Origin of the sequence: Shewanella sp. SM21, assembly GCF_025654335.1 — a bacterium.
Classification (GTDB): Bacteria; Pseudomonadota; Gammaproteobacteria; order Enterobacterales; family Shewanellaceae; genus Shewanella; species Shewanella oncorhynchi.
In genome coordinates this window covers 205102-219709 of sequence record NZ_JAKKRL010000009.1, presented here as the reverse complement: position 1 = coordinate 219709, position 14608 = coordinate 205102, and the positions used below count along the sequence as shown (strand labels likewise).

12 protein-coding genes are annotated in these 14608 nt (G+C 45.9%); 11 read left to right on the top strand and 1 reads right to left on the bottom strand.

All coding sequences use genetic code 11. The features are described 5' to 3' along the window. The first annotated feature begins 56 nt into the window (after window positions 1-56). The 9 genes from L5L94_RS14200 to L5L94_RS14160 all read left to right on the top strand — a co-directional run bounded on the left by L5L94_RS14200 (window position 57) and on the right by L5L94_RS14160 (window position 9711). A complete protein-coding gene (locus L5L94_RS14200; protein WP_028761786.1) occupies window positions 57-497 on the top strand; it encodes a rhodanese-like domain-containing protein in 441 nt (146 codons plus the stop codon). A gap of 85 nt (window positions 498-582) precedes the next feature. Beyond that, window positions 583-1365 (top strand): FKBP-type peptidyl-prolyl cis-trans isomerase, encoded by a 783-nt coding sequence (locus L5L94_RS14195; RefSeq protein ID WP_105250349.1) that lies wholly within the window; start codon window positions 583-585, stop codon window positions 1363-1365. Between the two features lie 34 nt (window positions 1366-1399). Further along, window positions 1400-2080 carry a tetratricopeptide repeat protein gene (locus tag L5L94_RS14190; RefSeq protein WP_263163712.1) on the top strand — a complete coding sequence of 227 codons (681 nt, stop codon included), beginning with the start codon at window positions 1400-1402 and terminating at the stop codon, window positions 2078-2080. A gap of 88 nt (window positions 2081-2168) precedes the next feature. After that, window positions 2169-2660: a nitrous oxide reductase accessory protein NosL gene (locus L5L94_RS14185; protein WP_219251001.1), complete on the top strand. Its 492-nt coding sequence runs from the start codon at window positions 2169-2171 to the stop codon at window positions 2658-2660. A 10-nt stretch (window positions 2661-2670) separates the two neighbouring features. Then, complete coding sequence (nosD, locus tag L5L94_RS14180) at window positions 2671-3960, top strand: nitrous oxide reductase family maturation protein NosD (RefSeq protein WP_263163710.1); 1290 nt, start codon at window positions 2671-2673, stop codon at window positions 3958-3960. Beyond that, entirely contained in the window at window positions 3957-4997 is a 1041-nt protein-coding gene (locus tag L5L94_RS14175; RefSeq protein ID WP_263163708.1) for an ABC transporter ATP-binding protein, read from the top strand. The genes nosD and L5L94_RS14175 overlap by 4 nt, the downstream gene beginning before the upstream one ends. Beyond that, window positions 4994-5866, top strand: a complete 873-nt coding sequence (locus tag L5L94_RS14170; RefSeq protein ID WP_263163707.1) for an ABC transporter permease — start codon at window positions 4994-4996, stop codon at window positions 5864-5866. Before L5L94_RS14175 ends, L5L94_RS14170 begins: the two co-directional genes overlap by 4 nt. Before the next feature lie 221 nt (window positions 5867-6087). Then, complete coding sequence (locus tag L5L94_RS14165) at window positions 6088-7371, top strand: transcriptional regulator (protein ID WP_173496241.1); 1284 nt, start codon at window positions 6088-6090, stop codon at window positions 7369-7371. A gap of 225 nt (window positions 7372-7596) precedes the next feature. Further along, window positions 7597-9711 (top strand): M13 family metallopeptidase, encoded by a 2115-nt coding sequence (locus L5L94_RS14160; RefSeq protein WP_263163705.1) that lies wholly within the window; start codon window positions 7597-7599, stop codon window positions 9709-9711. Window positions 9712-9762: 51 nt separating this feature from the next. On the opposite strand, the gene L5L94_RS14155 is transcribed toward L5L94_RS14160, so the two are convergent. Beyond that, on the bottom strand, window positions 9763-12156 hold the full coding sequence (locus tag L5L94_RS14155) for a fatty acid cis/trans isomerase (RefSeq protein ID WP_263163704.1): 2394 nt from the start codon (window positions 12154-12156) through the stop codon (window positions 9763-9765). 255 nt (window positions 12157-12411) lie between these two features. Between L5L94_RS14155 and L5L94_RS14150 the strand changes: the two genes are divergently transcribed. Both L5L94_RS14150 and L5L94_RS14145 read left to right on the top strand, forming a co-directional pair. Then, window positions 12412-13041, top strand: a complete 630-nt coding sequence (locus L5L94_RS14150; RefSeq protein ID WP_011845657.1) for a flavin reductase family protein — start codon at window positions 12412-12414, stop codon at window positions 13039-13041. Between the two features lie 493 nt (window positions 13042-13534). Next, window positions 13535-14596 (top strand): DUF4238 domain-containing protein, encoded by a 1062-nt coding sequence (locus L5L94_RS14145; RefSeq protein WP_263163703.1) that lies wholly within the window; start codon window positions 13535-13537, stop codon window positions 14594-14596. The last annotated feature ends 12 nt before the right edge of the window (window positions 14597-14608 follow it).

Sequence of the window (14608 nt, the reverse complement as noted above, 5' to 3'; positions counted from 1 at the left end):
TTGAGTCCTAGTCATCCCCGACACCTTTGGGTGTCGGGGAATATGAGAGCCTAATTATGCATAACATGCTTCGTCAAAGTGTAAGCCGAATATTGATGGTGTTGGCCTTAGGCGTGACTGCGATGCCAGTCATCGCCGGTGGTGGTTCAGAAATGTCTGAAGTGCCCTATAACGAAATCCAATTAAATCCCATTTCGATGATGGAAGCGGAAACCTTAGTCGGCAAACAAGGCGTTTATTTTTTCGACGTAAATACACTGGAGATATGGGCAGAAGGTTTTATCCCCGGAGCAGTTTTTTTCAATGTTCAGAATTGGAGAGAGTTACTTCCAAAGAATAAAGATGCAGTCATGGTGTTTTACTGCGCTAACCGCCTTTGCACCAGCAGCAATATGGCGGCGAGAGAAACCATGAAGCTAGGTTACACAGGTGTGCGTCATATGGCCGATGGTATTTATGGCTGGCGTATGTCAGGTCGAGTAACAGAAAAACCTTAGTAACACACAGGACCGATGTTTTATCGGTTTGGTTTGCAGGGCCAAAAGGCGAAACCCACAGGGTTAACATTGTAGAGAACATAAAATGAAAACACGTATGCCAACTTCTTTTATCCCCAAAAGCATCACAGTGGCGACCTGCGCCGCATTATTTGTTTCGGTAGCCAGTTTTGCTGGCACAAGTTTGAAAACCGATGCAGATAAAACCTCTTACAGCATTGGCGCTTCTATTGGTAATTACATTTCTGGTCAAGTCTACAACCAAGTTGAATTGGGTTCAGAGGTGAATGTCGACTTAGTCGTGCAAGGTTTTGTGGATGCGCTTAAAGATAAACAGCAATTAACCGACGAAGAGGTGCTGACCTACCTGAACCAAAGAGCAGAACAACTCAATGCCGCAAGAACAGTCGTTGCTGAAAAACAAATGGCAGAAACTAAAAAGGCAAGTGCGGCATATCTTGCTGAAAATCAAAAAAAGTCTGGCGTTAAAGTTACCGCCTCTGGTCTTCAATACGAAGTCTTAACCCAAGGTAAAGGCCATAAACCCAATCCAGAAGATGTGGTCACAGTGGAATATGTTGGCACTCTTATCGATGGGACTGAGTTTGAAAATACGGTTGGGCGTAAAGAGCCCACTCGCTTTGCATTAATGTCGGTAATCCCCGCTTGGGAAGAGGGATTAAAGTTGATGCCTGTGGGGTCTAAATACCGTTTTGTGGTACCTGCAAGCCTTGCCTATGGCACTGAAGCCGTAGGTATTATCCCTCCTGAATCAGCACTTATCTTTGAAATTGAACTGAAAAATATTGAGAAACCCAGCGAAATGAAAGAGATGAAAAATAAAAAGATGATGCCTGCACACGGTTAATCAGGCTCCTAAAACGAGTTGTTTGGAGAGTGAAATGGAGACTGGAATGGTGAGCTTAGGACTAGGCATTGGCATCAGTTTACTGTTGTTTGTTGCTTACATTTACTGGCAGCACATGCGTCTAAACCTAGTCATGGGAATCGCACAGTTGCCAAACATGTCGAGCAAGGTGCCCTTTGCGATGGGAATCGTCCTAGTGCTGCTTACCCTTGCTATCTACAGTCAAACAGGCCGTTTTAGGGATTGGGATCAAGGTCGGATTGATGAAAATATTGATTATTTAGTCGCGGCCGAGATCACCAAAGCCAGTCGTTGGGCTCAGAGTGAGCCGCAAAACACCTTGGCACTTATGTCATTAGCTCAGGCTTACAATGCGGGAGGTTTGTACTCAGATGCGGTGCTGACCTTAGATAAATTACTTGAAATAGGGGGAGAAGATGCTGAAGTGTTAGGGGCAAAAGCTAACGCGCTTTATTACCGCGAGCTTCGGCAAATGACACCTGAAACCCAAGAGGTGATTGTCAAAGCATTAGCACTCTCTCCCTTTGAGCCTCAAACCCATATGTTACTCGCGGCAGATGCTTACTTGCATGCTCGTAACCAAGAGGCCATTGACCATTGGCAGCTCCTGCTCAAACACAATGGGGACAGTATCAACCGTGAAGCAATCGATAATGCGATTGCAAAAGCACAAAGCAAAATGAATAAAAGATGAAACCCGTTCTATCAACCCTCGCCGTAAAGATCTGTCCCTGCAAGGAATCTGGCGAGGCGTTGATATTTTTAATAAAAGGATAAATAGGATGAAGAAATACTATGCATTGTTGCTGTTAGTGCCCTTGCTATTTGGCTGTAATAAAAGCGAGGCCACAGACCATGTTCATAAAGCCGAGATGATCCACGAGCATGACCGTTGCCATTTATGCGGCATGGTGATCACTAAATATCCCGGACCTAAAGGGCAAGTGCACCTCAAGGCTGAGAAAACGGTACCTAAGTTTTGTTCGGCTCGCGATATGTTTAACTTTGCATTACAGCCTGAAAATAAAAGACAAATTGATTACATGATGGTGCATGACGCGGGCACGACCGATTGGGATCAGCCAGACGATGGCGCCTTTATTGATGCTCAAAGTGCCTTCTATGTTTACGGTACGACTAAGAAAGCTGTGATGGGACCTGCCGTTGCCCCTTTTAGTACCAAAGCTGCCGCCGAAGCCTTTGCTAAGGAATACGGTGGCCGAGTGCTGAGATTTGATGACATCACCCTAGAACTGCTCGCGGGTGATAAATAAGGTTGTGATGATGAAGCTGCGTCTCGTCCTTATTTGGCTGCTGTGCTTTGCCTCTTTCGGTACTTGGGCAGCACTCATTCGGGTAACAGATACAGATTCACTCACTCTTGCCCTTAACAAAGCCCAAGCAGGTGACACCTTAGTGCTAGCCACTGGGGTGTATGAAGGCTCCTTTAAGGTGACGCAATCCATTTCGCTAAAGGGGGAAATAGGCGCGACATTAGATGCACTGCGCCAAGGCAGTGCGTTGGTCATTGAGGCGCCTCAGGTGAGTATTGAGGAGCTCAATATCCGCCACTGGGGACGGGATCTGTATTACCGTGATGCCGCCATTTTACTCAAAAAAGGTGCGGATAATGTGCTGATTAAGGGAAACCGCTTGGTGGGTGATGGTTTTGGTATTTATGGCGAACAGCTAAACTCGCCCACCATCACGGACAATAGTATTAGTGGTAACGGTGCCATTCATGTGCTTGATCGGGGTGATGGGATTTATCTTAAGCATGTTAATTCGCCACATATTGACCGAAATCAGCTGATTTTTGTTCGTGATGGTGTGTATTTAGAGTCCGTTACCCACAGCCGCATTTATGAAAATCAATTCACTAAGCTGCAATATGGCATTCACTACATGTATACCCAAGCCGACGAAGCGTGGCAAAACCAAGCGATTGCCGTCGATGGCGGTTATGCCCTAATGAATTCAACCCATATTTACCTGCACCACAACCGTGTGACTCAGGCGCGGGACTTTGGCATTTTACTCAACATTACTGAGGCATCCCATGTGCAAGCCAATGTTGCGAGTCAAATCCATAACCCTAAGGGCACTGTGGAGCTTGGCAATGAGGGGAAAGGTATTTTTATTTACGCTGCTCAACATAACCGTATTCAAGATAACGAGTTTAGCTACAGCGATACTGGGATCAGTATGGCCATGGGCGGAGAGGAAAATCGCCTTTGGCATAATCGTATTATGGCCAATCAAACCCAAGTTAAATATGTCGGTGAAAGCCAACTTGAATGGAGTTATCAGGGGCAGGGGAATTACTGGTCGGAATATCAAGGTTGGGATCTGAATGGCGATGGATTAGGGGATATTGTCCATAGGCCGAATGACAGTTTAGATAAACTGTTTTGGCTTTATCCTGAAGCCAAACTGTTGATGGAAAGCCCCGTTGTGTTGTTACTGCGCTGGGTGGAACGCCAATTTAAGCCCCAAGTGACGAGCGGTATAAGTGATAGTTTTCCCCTAATGCAAAGTGATGCGCACGTACTGATTGATGGAGGTTCGCGATGAATCATCAAACTTTGACCTGCTCAGCGAATAAGCCTGTAGTGAATGCTGATGTGGTTGTTAAAGCGACAAATATCAGTAAATGCTATGGCAAGTTTAAGGCACTGGATGATGTGAGTTTTGAGGTGTTAGCGGGTCAAGTGATCGCACTCCTTGGGCATAATGGTGCGGGTAAATCTACGTTACTCAAGCTTATTTTGGGATTACTTACCCCCACAAGTGGCCTGCTCCAAGTTCAAGGTCATAGTGTGAGCTCCCAACAAGTGCGGCAGAGTTTGTCTTTAGGCTATTTACCTGAAAATGTGAGTTTTTATGACAATATGACCGCCAATGAGCTGCTGCGATATTTCGCTAAGCTTAAGGGCGTTTCCTTGCCTAAAGTGCATGAATTACTTGCTGAATTTGGTTTAGAGGCCGCTAAAGATAAGCGTTTGAGTACTTTTTCGAAGGGGATGCGACAACGTCTTGGGCTCGCGCAGGCGATATTGGCTGAGCCTAAGGTACTGTTACTCGATGAACCGACAGTTGGCTTAGATCCCTTAGCATCGGCTTTTCTGTATCAAAAAATAGCCCAACTTAAGGCGAAAGGCTGCGCCATTATTATCAGTACCCATGAGTTGGGATTAGTACAAGATCAGATGGATCGCGCTTTGATCTTAGGTCGAGGGCGAATGTTGGCTTCGGGAAGCTTAACCTCCCTGAGAGCGGCGACTCAGTTGCCAAATCATATCTTGTTGCATTTTCTATCTAATACTCAAAGGCAAGCATTGCTAGCAGATCCCATTTTAGCGGCATGTGTTAAGGCAAATACGGGGCAGGGACTCACACTAGCCGTGCCACAGGAGCAAAAGTCAGCCGTGTTAAATCACTTATTACAAAAAGTGCTCACTGGGGATTTTTCTATTGAACCTCCTAGTTTGCAGAGTGTGTTTCATCATTACATGGAAAGTCTTTGCCCCCTTCAGTCGTCAAAAATGCCCACAAAGACTATTAACATAACAGATATAAATCAGGCGATTAATTTGGAATCAGTCCTATGAACCGTTCCGAGGTTTTGCACCATCGTTTAAGTGCTCTGAGCATAGTGAGCACCATAGCCGCCAAAGAGTTTAAGGATAATTTACGTAATCGTTGGTTATGGATGATGGCGGGAATCTTGTTGCTGCTATCTCTGTGTGTGAGTTTTATGGGCAGCGCAGTGTCCGGCAACTTAGTGGTATTTGAGCCTGCCCAAATCCTTTCTGGGTTAGTCACTTTATCGGTATTTATGCTCCCTTTAGGTGCGATTTTGTTGAGTTATGACAGCTTTGTTGGTGAAAAAGAATCCGGCACTCTGTTGTTACTGCTGACCTATCCATTAGCACGTTGGCATCTGGTGTGCGGCAAGTTTTTAGGCCATGCCTGCGTGATGACCATTGCCTGCATTTTGGGCTTTGGTTTAACAGGATTAATACTGATATCACTGGGCGATACTCAGGCCCAGTTATCTATAGCGATCGGGTTTAGCCATTTGATTATGAGCAGTATTTTGCTGTCATTAGTGTTCGTGCTCTTGGGTTATTGGATTAGTTTGTGTGTGCGAGAAAAAGCTAAGGCACTGGGGATATTACTCATTTTATGGTTTGTGCTTGTGCTGGTTTATGATCTGATTTTACTCAGTGCTGTGGTTGGAATGAGTGAGATGTTTAATCGTACTGTATTCAATCTACTGATTTTGTTGAACCCCACTGATCTGTTCCGTGCTTTAAATTTACTCGCGACTCCCTCGGATACACTCGCGGCTAAAAGTAGTCTCACTCTGCTTGCTCAAACTGGGCTTGGCTTACCCTTAATGTATGGTTTGCTGGGTGGCTGGATTGGTGCATTACTTTTGTGTTGTTCTTGGATCTTTAAATACCAAGAAATCTAGTTTAGCGACCTCTGTATTAGTCTAACTTTGTACTTATTAAACAATGACTAAACTGAGTATAGAGTCACACTCTTATATGTTGTTAAAAGGTAAAATTAACCATCTTGACTTGGTGATTGCATATCATCGTTTTCTTGGAAAGAAACAATGTCACATGATGATTGCATGTTGTTAGTGTAATCAAACTTTATCAGTATTGGCTGATCTTTCAGGCGTTTAACATGCATAAAATCACATCTTATTTAATGTTAGATGAACAGGCTAAGGAATTAGTCGATCATGTGAATGGGACAACCATCAGCCTGACTTTTTCCGAAACGGCCTTATTAGTGCTGCTGTTATCATCCACGAATGCCATTTTTACTAAGGAAGAATTGCTGCAGGTCGGCTGGCCTGAAAGGGTGGTTGCTCCTACCTCTTTAACACAATGCATCAGTACCTTACGTAAAAAGCTCGAACCCTATACCGAAGTGCAGCTTAAAACCGTGGCACGCCGCGGTTATCAATTGCATATCTCTGAACAATCCCATGTAAAGATGCTGGCGATCAATGATGCGAATGCAATTCGTGATGCCTTAGTGGGGGTGTCGGTTTGGACTAAAGTTGCTGGTATTGCCCTCTTGTGCGCTATCTTGGCAATCGTTTGGTATGTGAGCGACCATCATGCGGTGGTTAAACAGGTGGCTAAATGGCATGCCGATAAATATATCAGCCTCAATATTGGTGGCACGCTGGGGACGGCGCGAACCTTCTATATTGGTGATGAGGATCGTTTACATCCTTCATGGTGGCAAAAACATTTAGCGCCAGAGGGAAATCACATCAATAACCTTAATTACTTCAGTGCGTTTACCTCAACAGATGGCAAAAATTATTCGATGGCGATTTGCCCTGAGCTGGACGCCGATGCCTGCAGTGGTCACGGCATCATCAATATCACGGCGATAGATGCAAAACCCGCAGGATTAAATATGGCGGAGTTTATTCCGCTGAGCCAAATAATGGAGCAGCGCATTCGCTATAACCGTATTGTCCTCCCTGCGGATGATAAAGGAATGGGTGAGTTACTTGAGCATAATTACCATGCGGATATTTATTTTCCCGTCGCGGGCGAACTCTTAGTTCGTAACGATCTCAGTATGTCTCTGGTCTATGAAGGGCAAAATAAGGGTAAGTTTTATTCGACCTCCTGTATTACAGATCAAGATTGTTTAACGACACCGATTAAATACACTATCCGCGGTGAGTTTGAGCAGTACCAGACCACAATTGATGACCTTAAAGTCGATGTTTTTCACGTTAAAGTGTTACAAAAAGAACTGACAAAACCGGATGAAGTCAGCCATTCTGCTATGCAGTTCTACCGTGAAATTCGTAAGCATGATATCCGTGATGAAGATTTATTTTATTATCGTGTTTATCAAAATGAGCACACGGCAGTATGGATCATTCCTCAGATGGGACAAGTACTTGCGTGGACTCAGTACACTCAGATCAAATTATAAAGTAGTCGTTAGCCAAACTTGATTAAGCCGACATAGCGTCGGCTTTTTTGTGCCTGCAGTTGAGCGCGGTCGTGATGATGCTAAGCTGCGTGTTTAAGCGTCTGGCTCAAATTGTTTGCATTAACTTTCTATCATAAAAATTGGCTTTGTTTTACTTCTTCATTCAGTGCCAGTTACACTGCCAAACCTAGATAAATACAATAATAAAAGAGAGAGGAGTCATTCATGTCGGACCGTCTTATTCCCGTGCTATTACTGTCAACTTCAGTACTGGCTGGGCTCACTGCTTGCAGTGATAACACCACAGAAAGCACCGTAAAAACCAGCGAAAACGCGCCAAAAAGTCAAGACGTTGCGGCTCAAATGCCGATTGGCATTAATGTCGCGGCTATGACGCCAACGGTAAAACCAGGGGATGATTTTTATACCTACGCCAATGGCGAATGGATGAAAACGACGATGATCCCCGCCGATCGCTCCAGCACTGGCGCTTTCCTCGTTGCCTTTGAAGCAACCGAAAAGCATAAAACCAGTTTGATTGCCGATCTGGTGAAAGCGCAACATGCGGCGGGGAGCGACGAAGCGCGTATCGCCGATTTCTACAAGGCTTACACAGATACCGCTGCTATTGATGCCGCAGGAATGAAGCCTGCCGAGGCGGATATTGCCCGTTATGAGGCCATTGCGAGCAAGCAGGATTTATCTGCGGCGTTAGGCGGAAATCTGCGCGCCGATGTCGACCCTCTCAACGCGACTGACTTTTATACCGAAAACCTATTTGGGATCTTCGTAACCCAAGGTTTAGCGACGCCGGGCGAAGTCTTACCTTACTTTTTACAGGGCGGTTTAGGCTTACCTGAGCGCGAATATTACCTGTCTGCCGATCCTAAAATGGTCGACATTCGCACCGCTTACCGCGCTTACATTGAAACCTTGCTTAAAGATGCGGGTGTGAGCGATGCCGCTGTCCGTGCCGATCGTATTTTTGCCCTTGAAAACAAGATTGCCGCGGCCCACGCCAGCCGTGAAGCAAGCGAAGATTTTACCCAGTCTTCGGGTGTATGGAGCCGTGCTGACTTTGATGCCAAAGCACCGGGCATCGATTGGACTGCCTTTCTAGCGGCGGCGCAACTGGGCAATCAGCCTAAATTTGCGGCCTACCATGCGACGGCGATTACGGGACTTTCTGCGCTTGTGGCCTCTGAGCCTTTAGAAGCATGGAAAGATTGGCTCGTGTTCCACCATATCAACGGCCATGCCGATGTGTTGCCATCGGCTATTGACAACGCTTCGTTTGCTTTTAATGGCACTAAGCTTTCTGGCACGCCAGAGCAGCGCAGCCGCGATAAACGTGCCTTAGCGGCACTCGACCAATATTTAGGTGATGCCGTAGGCCATGCCTATGCCGAGCAATATTTCCCCGCTTCGGCCAAAGCAGAAGTCAGCACTATGGTGGATAACATAGTGGCCGCCTTCGGTCAGCGAGTGGAAAAACTCGATTGGATGGACCCTTCAACCAAGAAAGAAGCCCTTGCAAAAGTGGCCACTATGGCGGTGGGCGTGGGTTATCCCGACAAATGGCGCAATTACGACAGCTATGCTGTGACTGCGACCAATGCCTACGCCAATGCCATCAATGGCGAAAAAGTGGAGTACAGCCACCAGTTAGCCAAGATTGGCAAACCAATGGATAAAGGCGAGTGGTGGATGACGCCGCAAGTGGTGAATGCGGTGAATTTACCGGTGCAAAATGCGCTTAACTTCCCCGCGGGTATTTTGCAACCGCCATTCTTCGATGCTAAAGCCGATGCCGCTTACAACTATGGCGCGATAGGCGCTGTAATTGGTCATGAAATCAGCCATAGTTTTGATAACAATGGTGCGGCTTTTGACTCGACTGGCGCTATGCGTAACTGGTGGACGCCCGCCGACTTTGCTCAATTTGATAAGCAAGGCGATGCGTTAGCGCAGCAGTTTGATGCTTATGCGCCTTTCCCTGATTTACACGTGAATGGCAAGTTGACCTTAGGTGAAAACATTGCCGACGTAGCAGGTTTAGCCGCCGCTTATGATGCTTACCACGCCTCGCTTAAAGGCAAAGATGCCCCAGTGATTGGAGGCTTTACTGGTGATCAACGCTTCTTTATCGGCTTTGCGCAAACCTGGGCCACTAAGATGCGTGACGAAGCCCTGCGTGCTCGGGTGGCAACCGATGGACATGCCCCCGGCATGTACCGCGCGCTGACCGTGCGTAACTTAGATGCTTGGTATACTGCATTCGATGTTAAGCCTAGCGACAAGCTGTATTTGGCCCCAGAAGATCGCGTTAAGATCTGGTAAGTTTACTGGGTTGATTTGAAAAGAAGGGGAACGCTAGCGTTCCCTTTTTTATTAACGATTTTGCAGTCGGTTGTAATCCAGCCACCCACTTTCTATCGGGTGATTGTCGAAAAAGATCTGATTGAGTTCGTCACTAAAGGCCCAAAACTTCGGATCAGTACGGCGTACACCCACCATATCTAACAGTGCCTCATAGTCTTTTTCAGTTTGCATTTTCTCTACTGTCGCTACGACGTTAGGCAAGTCCTGTTCTTTCACTTGCCAAAATGCCTCAGGATAACTGCCCAATAAGCCATGCACTAAAGTGACGTCATCTTTAGCGGGTTCGCGGTTACTTGCCTCATTAAACAGGCTCGAAATATTCCGATGGGCGCTATTGCGAACTAAGGTAAATATCTCAGCTTTACCCGCTTTTTCAGGTTCGACCATGATCATGGTTAGTTCAGGTAACAGGGTCGCTTGTGTGCCTTTTAATCGATCTAATGTGTGTAAAAGTGCTTTGCTATGTATTTGCAAGCTGCTGTTTTCTATGTGATATCGATTGGGTTGAACCTTAGCAACCTTCTGTCCGAGTTTTTGATACAGCTCGCCCTTTAGATCGGCGCTAAAGTAGAGTACGCCCGTAGGCTGATGAAAGGTGTTGATATCCCCTGCGATAAAGGCCGTGAGCTGAGTACCTGCCCCTTGATACCAATCACTCAACTGCTTGCGTCTTTCCTCCTGCGGCAATAGGGTCAGGAAATTCGATTCCCCCTCCATCCGTAAAAAATCCATGTATAAGCGAGTTAATAGCTGGTGGCCGTAGTTACCATAAACATCGAAACCCGCGACCAATAAATAGTGGATACGCTCCAGCAAGGCATAATCGATAATCCAAGCCGTTTTGGGCGGTTCGCCGACTAAGCCTTTCACCACAGTGGCATTGTCGAAGTGGCGCAGCACTGTCAGGCTGGCATTATCATTGTTGTCGTCGCCATCCCAGAGTCCGTCTATGGTGAGGTGCTGGCCGTTTTTGAATTTCTCGTTCAAGAACTGATTACGCGCCCGCATATATTTGCCTTGCTTGGCGGCATATTTCACCCAAGTTACTGCGAGTGCAGTGCTTTCTTCCTCTGCAGGCATACGTAGATTTTCAAGTTGGGAATGGTAAAAGGCGCTAAAGTCAGTGTCGTCCATATAATCTGGAGTCACAAAGTACACCCAGAATCTATCGTTAATGACATTGAGCGCCACCTGACCACGGCACACTGGGCCTTTGATAAAGCCCATAATGGTATCTTGGGCGCGGGTCAGCATAAATCGATAGCGCGCACTGGCAGGAATTTGAATAAAAGCTTCAAAGGGATTGGCCGCAACGCTCGGCTTGTAGCTCGGCAGTTGAGTGACTGAGTAATCCGCATCGATAAACCATTGTTGCCAGTTATCCAGCAAGCCGGTATTCAAAGCGTAGGGGATATGGGTTTTATCGACTATGGTTGCCCGATAAGGCCGAAAGCGGTAATAGACTCGCTCCACCTTAGGATCATCGAAGGGACGACGGGAGGCGATAATATCCAGCGCTTGCCCCGGCGGCGTCCGAGAACGCACTAACTCGAAGAATAAAGGCTGGGCGTTCGGCTGATTCAAAGACTCAAAATATAAATGGAAGGCAAACAAATGCTCGTAGATGTAGCGTGCACTTAATTGGCTTTTTAAACTGTCGCCGTTTAAAAACGTCTCCCAGAGGGTTATTTCTGCAATAAATTCAGGTGTAAGCGCTTGTGCAAACGGCAGTGGCGCACCTTGCTCGAGCCAGTGCATCAACACTTGATGTTCATTCGCATTCAGTGCTGGCAAGCCATAAGGCATACCTGCAAGGGGCTGGCTTTGCTCGTATTTGTCCATTTCCTCTAGGCTGGCGCATTGCTGAACTCTGTCTAGGCTGAAATCAAAACGCTTATCTAAAATCTTGTCTTCGGGCAGGGGATGCATTTGCTTAAGCGTGAGCATTCTGGCTAATACCGAGGCTTGGGTATTGGCTTCTGGGGTTTGATCGCGCTCGTTTAGCATGGGGTAAAACCCGCGTTGACGCCAAGCTTCTGGGGTAAAGGCATCGACAAGTAAGCGATTAGGTGTGGCAGCGACTAAGCGTGTGCCTTGGTAAACCTTTTCCTTACTTGCCCCACGCTCTATACCTTCGCTTGAGGTCATTTTTAACTGACAGGGGGCATCGTAACAGGCATGACATACCACGCAGCGGCTATTGAGAATAGGCTCAACTTCTTTGTGCACAAACTCGGCCTGTTGAATAAATTGGTCGTTCAGCTGTGCATTTTCGACGCGTTTTTGCGGTGAGCTAGTGCCAAACAGACGATTGAAATCGATTTGCGCTACGCTGGCACAACCCGTCGCTAACAGCACTGTGACCAACAACAACCTCTTCCATCCCCCTTTTATCGCGTTCATTCACCGCTCCTTCATTTGCCGCATGCTATTTAGCAGAGTTAGGCTTTTTAGCCCACTGATAAGTATCACTTTAGCAGAAGAGTGTGTTGGATTTGAAATTTGCAGCCAGATGTTGTTCAAGGAGCTGACTTAAGTTGCCCTACAGATTTTTGGTCGCTGCTCGAAACTTGGGTAAGATAGCGGCTATAAAAGCGTACCTGTGATGGCTGTATTAATTGCTCCAGTATTGTTGTGGCAATAACAAAAGGATGAAGTATGACTGCTGATAACCGCTATTTTTACGAACCGAGCAAAGGCCATGGCCTTGCACACGATCCTTTAAATGCGATTGTGGGGCCTCGACCAATTGGCTGGATTTCATCACGGAATGCCGAGGGGCAACGCAATCTCGCACCTTACAGCTTTTTCAATTGTTTCAACTACAAACCACCCATCATCGGCTTTGCCAGCACAGGTTGGAAAGACAGTGTCGCCAATATCGTCGAAACAGGGGAGTTTGTGTGGAACCTCACCACTCGCGGCTTAGCCGAGCAGATGAATCAAACCTCCGCCATGCTGCCACGCGGTCAAGATGAGTTTAGTTTTGCAGGACTCACGGCTAAAGCTGGCACCATTGTTAAGGCCGATTTAGTGGCTGAAAGCCCAGTAAACTTCGAATGCAAATTGTCCCAATGTATTCAACTCACCGCCGCCAATGGCGACAAGATTGATACTTGGTTAGTGTTAGGTGAAGTGGTGGCCGTGCATATTGCTAAGCATTTACTCAATGCCGAGGGGATTTATCAAACTGCCCTTGCCGAGCCCGTATTACGTGCCGGTGGCCCATCGGCTTATTATGGGATCTCCGAAGATCTGCGTTTCGATCTACATAGACCACAAGTGTAAGGGGTTGCTCAGGTGCCGCAGGGCTTTGGGTGTTCAAACTTCGTTTAAGTTTTTGACTTATGAGTTTTGGTATCTCATGGCAGAGCAATCTAAAGCTTTTTTTAAAATCAAAGTCAAAGTCGTGGGGCTTCACCCCACACCCGACCAAGGAGGACTGCTCGTCCTATCCTCCTTGGATGCTCCATGACGCCCCTAGCGAAGTTACATGCATTAGTTACTTGTCTCATACTCCAATAAAAATCGCCTAACGGCTCAGATGGCACATCCATGTGCCTCCGAGCCTGCGCCATCATCCATGATGTCGCCACGGCATTTTTATTTGCGTATTTCGACAACTTCGCCGGGGGAGGTGAACTCCTGCTATTTCGGGGTTAGCTATTAATCTCAAAAGAGCGCTCGGTTCTATCTTTTACTGTTGCTTGAAGACAACGTTAAAGCAGATTATGTTATTGTTTTAAAATGGAACGCTGATTTTTTGTTAGGTATTAAATATATGTCTGGTAAGCGTCACCACTTTGTTCCTCGATTTCTCCAAGCTGGATTTGCTAGTCATACAAACGGTAGCGAGACTTTTACGTGGGTATATCGTAAGGATTTAAAGATCTTCAATACTAATACGATCAACATTGGTATAGAAGGGCAGTTTTATTCACTAAATGGGGATACGCAGGTCGATGACAATATAACAGTTGCTGAAGTTCGCCACAGTGCTTTAGTTGAAGAATTACGCAATGCAAGAGATGATTCAGTGCTTAACAATAAGGCAATTGCTGAATTGCTCGCGCATTTTGAAGTAAGAACTCGCTACCTACGCCAAAGTTTTTGTTGTTCTGTCAATGTTCTGATTGAGGAGTCACTTCGGTTCGTCGAGGACAAGCATGCATTTGAGCGGTATGTACAAAATAGGATATTTAATGACCCAAATACTCTACAAAATGCAATTACTAATGAATTGAAGTTACGGTATCTTTCTGACTCAGTCCCAGAAGAGTTTATCAATATTATTCAGTCTCTTATTGAACAGTCTTTGCCTAATATTTTTGATTATTTACCTGTGATAGTAGAACAATTTCGAATAGCAGTTCCGGAGATTATAAAATCATCGGCTAAATCTGGTCATCTAAAAGGGTTACAACAGACGATAGCTCCACCATTAAAAACAGATATTTATGAACGCTTAGTTTATAGGATCATACATACCCAAGATATGGTAGTTCCATTGGGAGACTCTATGCTTGTTTTTCAAGTAGAAGGTGATAGAACTTTCAAGCCGTTCACTGAGAAGGATGATCATGTACAAGCGGTTTATTTACCACTTTCTTCTAGCTGTATTTTAGTTGGAAGTGCGAATGATACATTTTCAGATATATCGTTTCTTCCTACAGTAATTGCACAATGTTCACTCGAATATTTTATCAGTGCTACTAACAGCGCTGAGAATAGTATTCTTCAAAGTCGTATCGGCGAGTTTGCGTACATACTTTCTCAAGATCAGATTAAAGCCCTTGTCGATGGTGTAACTAGTGAAGCTATAAAGCTTTCGAATGGACTTTAAATAGCTAAGGAG

What these genes read in the sequence shown, in the direction of transcription:
- L5L94_RS14200 (WP_028761786.1), top strand. Translation starts at nt 57, where the DNA reads ATGCATAACATGCTTCGTCAAAGTGTAAGCCGAATATTGATGGTGTTG.
- L5L94_RS14175 (WP_263163708.1), top strand. Translation starts at nt 3,957, where the DNA reads ATGAATCATCAAACTTTGACCTGCTCAGCGAATAAGCCTGTAGTGAAT.
- L5L94_RS14190 (WP_263163712.1), top strand. Translation starts at nt 1,400, where the DNA reads ATGGAGACTGGAATGGTGAGCTTAGGACTAGGCATTGGCATCAGTTTA.
- L5L94_RS14150 (WP_011845657.1), top strand. Translation starts at nt 12,412, where the DNA reads ATGACTGCTGATAACCGCTATTTTTACGAACCGAGCAAAGGCCATGGC.
- L5L94_RS14170 (WP_263163707.1), top strand. Translation starts at nt 4,994, where the DNA reads ATGAACCGTTCCGAGGTTTTGCACCATCGTTTAAGTGCTCTGAGCATA.
- L5L94_RS14195 (WP_105250349.1), top strand. Translation starts at nt 583, where the DNA reads ATGAAAACACGTATGCCAACTTCTTTTATCCCCAAAAGCATCACAGTG.
- L5L94_RS14165 (WP_173496241.1), top strand. Translation starts at nt 6,088, where the DNA reads ATGCATAAAATCACATCTTATTTAATGTTAGATGAACAGGCTAAGGAA.
- L5L94_RS14185 (WP_219251001.1), top strand. Translation starts at nt 2,169, where the DNA reads ATGAAGAAATACTATGCATTGTTGCTGTTAGTGCCCTTGCTATTTGGC.
- L5L94_RS14145 (WP_263163703.1), top strand. Translation starts at nt 13,535, where the DNA reads ATGTCTGGTAAGCGTCACCACTTTGTTCCTCGATTTCTCCAAGCTGGA.
- L5L94_RS14160 (WP_263163705.1), top strand. Translation starts at nt 7,597, where the DNA reads ATGTCGGACCGTCTTATTCCCGTGCTATTACTGTCAACTTCAGTACTG.
- nosD (WP_263163710.1), top strand. Translation starts at nt 2,671, where the DNA reads ATGAAGCTGCGTCTCGTCCTTATTTGGCTGCTGTGCTTTGCCTCTTTC.
- L5L94_RS14155 (WP_263163704.1), bottom strand. Translation starts at nt 12,156, where the DNA reads ATGAACGCGATAAAAGGGGGATGGAAGAGGTTGTTGTTGGTCACAGTG.